The organism is Actinomadura geliboluensis (assembly GCF_005889745.1).
Classification (GTDB): Bacteria; Actinomycetota; Actinomycetes; order Streptosporangiales; family Streptosporangiaceae; genus Spirillospora; species Spirillospora geliboluensis.
This window is the reverse complement of record NZ_VCKZ01000536.1, coordinates 1-5,438: the sequence shown is the minus strand read 5'-3', so window position 1 is coordinate 5,438 and position 5,438 is coordinate 1. Positions and strand designations below refer to the sequence as shown.

General features: G+C 72.1%; 4 protein-coding genes. 3 read left to right on the top strand and 1 reads right to left on the bottom strand.

Features of this window, described 5'->3' with window-relative positions:
* Positions 1-99 precede the first annotated feature (99 nt).
* Positions 100-1,209, top strand: a complete 1,110-nt coding sequence (locus tag ETD96_RS40675; protein ID WP_138641812.1) for a YihY/virulence factor BrkB family protein — start codon at positions 100-102, stop codon at positions 1,207-1,209.
* 1 nt (position 1,210) lies between these two features.
* Here ETD96_RS40675 and ETD96_RS40670 read toward each other — a convergent pair whose 3' ends face one another.
* The gene (locus ETD96_RS40670) at positions 1,211-2,452 is read right to left on the bottom strand and encodes a D-alanyl-D-alanine carboxypeptidase family protein (RefSeq protein WP_240808574.1); all 1,242 of its coding nucleotides are present in this window, start codon (positions 2,450-2,452) and stop codon (positions 1,211-1,213) included.
* Between the two features lie 535 nt (positions 2,453-2,987).
* Here ETD96_RS40670 and ETD96_RS40665 point away from each other — a divergent pair.
* Both ETD96_RS40665 and ETD96_RS40660 read left to right on the top strand, forming a co-directional pair.
* The gene (locus tag ETD96_RS40665; protein WP_138641810.1) at positions 2,988-4,154 is read left to right on the top strand and encodes a glutamate--cysteine ligase; all 1,167 of its coding nucleotides are present in this window, start codon (positions 2,988-2,990) and stop codon (positions 4,152-4,154) included.
* Between the two features lie 490 nt (positions 4,155-4,644).
* Positions 4,645-5,438: amidohydrolase (locus tag ETD96_RS40660; protein ID WP_138641813.1), on the top strand; the 794-nt coding region annotated here is incomplete at its 3' end.

Below are 5,438 nucleotides of genomic sequence, written 5' to 3'. Positions count from 1 at the left end.
CCTCTGAGGCGGGGCGCCCCCGCCCGGCCCTAAACGCTGCGTTTAACGGCCGATTACCGTACGCGGTATCGGGCGGCCCGGAGTGGGTACGGTGCGTACATGCGGCAGGTGATCAATAGCGTGCAGGGCCGGATCGAGTCCCTGTTCGGTAAGGGAAAGGACCTGCTGCGCGGCGCGCGCGACCGCTCGCGGTGGTTCGACCACCAGGCCCGCGCGTTCGAGCGCTACCAGGAGCGGCGCGGCGACCGGCTCGCCGCCGCCCTCACCTGCTACGCGTTCCTGTCGTTCTTCCCGCTGCTGGCGCTCGCGTACTCGCTGCTCGGCTACGTCGTCGGGGTCAGCGAGCAGGTCCGCGACTACTTCGTCCGGGCGATCGACTCGCAGCTGCCCGGCCTCGGGGGCCGGCTCCAGGTCGAGCAGATCGCCCAGTCCAAGACCGCCGTCGGGATCCTCGGCCTGGTCGCGCTGCTGTTCACCGGGCTCGGCTGGGTGCAGGTGCTGCGCGAGTCGCTGCGCGACATCTGGGGCAACGAACCGGGCGGCGGCGGCAACTTCTTCCTCAAGAAGCTGTGGGACGCCGCCGTGCTGGTGTTCCTCGGCGTGATCCTCGTCTGCGGCATGGCGGTCACGACGGTCACGACGTCGGCCACCGGCACCGTCCTGCACTGGATGGCGCTGGACGACGTCACCGGGGCCGGGACGGCGCTGCGGCTGCTGTCGGTGGCCTGCGCGATCCTGTTCGACACCGTGGTGTTCCTGGTGCTGTTCAGCCGGCTGTCGGGCACCCGGGCGCCGTGGCGGCGGATCATCCGGGGCGCCCTGTTCGGCGCGGTCGGCTTCGAGGCCCTCAAGCAGATCGCGACGATCCTCATCGGGCGGACGACGCAGAACCCCGTCTACGGCACGTTCGCGGTGCTGGTCGGGCTGATGGTGTGGATCAACATCGTGTCCCGGTTCGCGCTGTTCACCGCCGCGTGGACGGCGACCCGCCGCGTCGTCCTCACCGCCGACGCCGAGAACCCGGAGAACCGCGCCGACGAGGCGGAGGTCGAGGCCCTCCGGGAGCGCGCCGACGAGGACTCGGGCGGCGAGACCGAGGCCGGCGGCGACGCCGCCCGTCCGGAACGCGAGCAGGGACCGAAACCGGAGCAGGGCAGGGAGCGCGAGGAGCGGGAGCCGGGTGCGACGTCCGCGCACCTGAGCCGCTGACCTACCGGCCGATGTCGCGGGACGCCGAGCGGGCCGCCTCCAGGCGGCGCCGGCGGCGCAGCACCACGAACAGCACCGCGATCGCGAGCAGGGCGCCGGCCGTGCCGCCGCCGAACAGCAGCCACCGGCGGGACGAGTCGTCCGAGGCGAGCGGGCCGTCCGGCAGCACGCCGCCCGGGCCGGCGTCCTTGCGGGCCTGCTCGATCTTGCCGGGCGGGACGAGCACGCCCACCGGCTCGACCTTGCCGCGCGCGGCGAAGCCCCAGTCCAGCAGCTTGGCCGCGTACGGGGACGGCGGCTGGTCGGCCCGCATCAGCGAGATCAGGATCGTGTGCCCGCCGCGCCGCGCCTCCGCGACGAACGTCTGCCGGGCGGCGATCGTGTAGCCGTTCTTGCCGCCGATCATGCCCTGGTACGCCTGGCGCTCGCCCGCCAGCATGTGGTTGTGGGTGTGGATCGGGTAACCGCCGACCTTCTTGCCCTTCTTGCGCTCCTTCTTCGTCGGCGGCGCCGGGAAGTTGAAGTCGATGGCCTGCATGTACGCGCGGTAGGCGGGGTTCTTCATGCCCTCCCGCAGGATCAGCGCCAGGTCGTAGGCCGAGGTGTGCTGGGTGCGGACGTCCAGCCCGAGGTCGCGGTCGAGCCCGTTCGGTGACCCGGCGAGGGTGTCGTGGGCGTTGATCCGCTTGGCCTCGGCGTTCATGTGGGCGAGGGTCTTCTGCACCCCGCCGTCCGCCTCGGCGAGCGTGTACGCCGCGTCGTTGGCGGACATCATCAGCATCGCGTGGAACAGGTCGGAGACCTTGTACTGCATCTTGGGGGTCAGCCCGACCTTGGTGCCCTCGACGTCGCACGCCTTCTGCGAGGGGCGGACGAGCCGGTTCGCGTCCAGCTTGGGGATCAGCGCCAGCGCGGTCAGCGTCTTGATCGTGCTTGCCGGGAGGTAGCGGCCGTGCGGGTCCTTGGCGGCGAGGACCTCGCCGGTGTCGGCGTCCGCGATCAGGTACGAGGAGGCTTTGATCTTGGGCGGCGCGGGCACGCCGGGGGCGGCGTTGACGATGACGCCGCGGCCGGCCAGTTTCGGCCCGCCGACGGTCTCGGCCGCGGGCACGGGGGTGGCGGGCGCGGCGGTGACCGGCGGTGCGACCGGAACGCCCGGCCGAGCGGGGGCGGCCGTGGCCGGAGCCGCGACCAGGACGGGGCCGGCGGCGACGGACGCCGCCGCGAGCGGAACCACTGTCACCGTCAGGGCGCGGCGGCCGACGCCGGCCGGCCTTCGTCGCTCAGCTCGCAAGCTCCCGACGCTCCTTCGTCCCGTGGGAGCGCGGTCGCTCCCGGCGCGCAGGCGGCCAACGCCCATGACTTCCCCCGAAGAGTAGGCGACGTATCCGGCGAAGGGGTACCCGACCGCGAACGCGGCAAGCACGGTACGGAAGCGACGGATGACGCAAACGTGATATGACGGTATGTAAGGGACGCCCCGTACCGGTTACCGTCCGTCATGAAAGGTAGTTTGGGACGGACTGACTAGTTCGATCTAGTGGTGTCCCGGACAAGATCAATGACCGGAAAGTAGGACCCCTGAAGGTCCGCCCCCCGCCCGCATGAGTCAATTGATCCGCAAAGGGCATGGACATCCGGCAGGGTGGCGGGCACGAGCGCCATCATGGAGCGAACACGTGACCTGGACCGGCGTTTGTCCAGGCTTAGGGACCCGCTGGCTGAATTGCGCCACGTGCCACGCAACGACCTGCAAGGATTGTGGACGGAGGTTGGCCGTGGCCATTGACTTCAACGCATCGAACGGCGCGACGCTCGGCGTCGAGTGGGAGATCCAGCTGGTCGATGCGGAGACCAGGCACCTGCGGCAGGACGCACGCGAGGTGCTCGCCGCCCTGCCCGCGCTCAGCCTCGACGGCGACAACCCCCGGATCCGCCACGAGCTGATGGAGTCGATGGTCGAGGTCGTGACCGGCATCTGCGACACCGTCGGCGAGGCCAAGGCCGACCTCTCCGGCACCCTCACCGCGCTGCGGGGCGCCGCCGCCGAGCGCGGCATCGCGCTGGCCTGCACCGGCACCCACCCGATCAGCGACTGGCGGGACGCCGTGATGGCGCCCATGGGCCGCTACGCCCAGCTGGTCGAGGAGATGCAGTGGCTGGCCCGCCGCATCCAGACCTTCGGCGTTCACGTCCACGTCGGCATCTCCGACGGCGCCAAGGCCATCCCGATCATCAACGCGCTCTCGTCCTACCTTCCGCACTTCCTGGCCCTGACGGCGTCCAGCCCGTTCTGGAGCGCCGGCGACACCGGCCTCGCGTCCTGCCGGGCGGTCGTGTTCGGCCAGATGCCGACCGCCGGACCGCCCCACCTGCTAGACGACTGGGCGGCCTTCGAGGATTACATGGCCACGCTGATGCGTTCGGGAACCATAAGGAGCATCAAAGAGGTCTGGTGGGACATCCGCCCGCATCCCGACTTCGGCACCATCGAGATCAGGATGTTCGACGGCATCCCCACCATGCGCGAGGTGGGGATGGCGGCCGCACTGTGCCAGAGCCTGGTCACGCTGTTCGATCAGCAGCTCGACCGGGGCTACACGCTGCCGCGCCCGGCCGCCTGGGTGGTGCGCGACAACAAGTGGCGCGCGACGCGATACGGGCTGGACGCGATCGTGATCACCGACGACCGCGGCAGCACCGCCCCGCTGCGCGACGAACTCTACGAGCTGATCCGCGAGCTGGAGCCCGTCGCCGACCGGCTCGGCTGCGCCGAGGAGCTCAAGGTCGCGGGCGAGGTACTGGAGCACGGGGCCCCGTACGAGCGGCAGCGCGCGATCCGCGCCGCGGGCGGCACGCTGGAGAACATCGTCGACGCGGCGATCACCGAGCTCGCGGAGGACCGGTTCGTCACACTGGGGGAGGTCGTACATGCCGGAGCCTGACAGGCCGCAGCGGACGGCCCGCCCCGCCGAGCGGGTCGGGCCGGCGAATCCCTCCGGCCGCGCCGACCAGGCCGGACCCGCGAACCCGTCCGGTCCGGTGAACGCGAAGAGGCCGAAGAGCGAACAGGTAGCAGAGAACGTTCCCGAGAACGGGAGCACCACCGGGCGGGCGCCGTTCGGCTCCGCCGTCGCGCAGGGGGCGCAGATGACATATCCGGGACCCGGGGTGATGCCCGGCCTTGAACCACCCACCGCCTCGGGGCCCGCGGGCTCCGGGCGCCGCGACGAGGCGGTCCCGCCGTCGGGGCCGGTGGCACGTGAGACGGCGTCCGCGGCGGGGAATCCGCCCGGGGGCGAGGACGTCCCGCAGAACATTCCAGGCGAAACCGGCCAGGAAGGAACGGTCCCGGACGAAACCCTGGCACAGCCCGTGACGGGCGAGGTCGTCCCGGGGACCCCGGCCCGGGGCGCCGCCTCCGCCGGATCGGCGGTGCTCGGCGGCGCGGTGCTGCAGCCGCAGCTCGACGCCTTCCTCGCCGCGCACGAGGACGAGCTGATCGCGTTCCGCCGCGACCTGCACATGCACCCCGAGCTGGGCTACTCCGAGTACCGCACGACCAGGAAGCTCGCCGAGCGGCTGCGCGCGGCGGGCCTGAAGCCGGTCATCCTCCCCAAGGGCACCGGCCTGTTCTGCGACGTCGGCCCCGCCGACGGCGGCACGGTCGCGCTGCGCGCCGACATCGACGCCCTCCCCCTCCAGGACGAGAAGGCCGACGTCCCGTACCGGTCGACGGTCCCCGGCGTCGCGCACGCGTGTGGCCACGACGCCCACACCACGATGGTGCTGGGCGCGGGCCTGTTCCTCGCGCAGCAGGCGGAGGCGGGGCTGCTGCCCGGCCGGGTCCGGCTGCTGTTCCAGCCCGCCGAGGAGACCCCGGGCGGCGCGCTGGACGTGATGGCCGCCGGCGGCATCGCGGGCGTCGACCGGGCGTTCGCGCTGCACTGCGACCCCCGCATCGAGGTCGGCCAGCTCGGGCTGCGCACCGGCCCGATCACCGCGGCCTGCGACAAGGTGTACGTGAAGGTCACCGGGCCCGGCGGGCACACCGCCCGGCCGCACCTGACCGCCGACCTCGTCTACGCCCTCGCCAAGATCGTCACCGAGCTGCCGTCCGCGCTGTCGCGCCGCGTCGACCCGCGCTCCAGCCTGTCGCTGGTGTGGGGGCGGGTGTCGGCCGGGTCCGTCGCCAACGCCATCCCCGACGACGGGATCGCGGAGGGGAC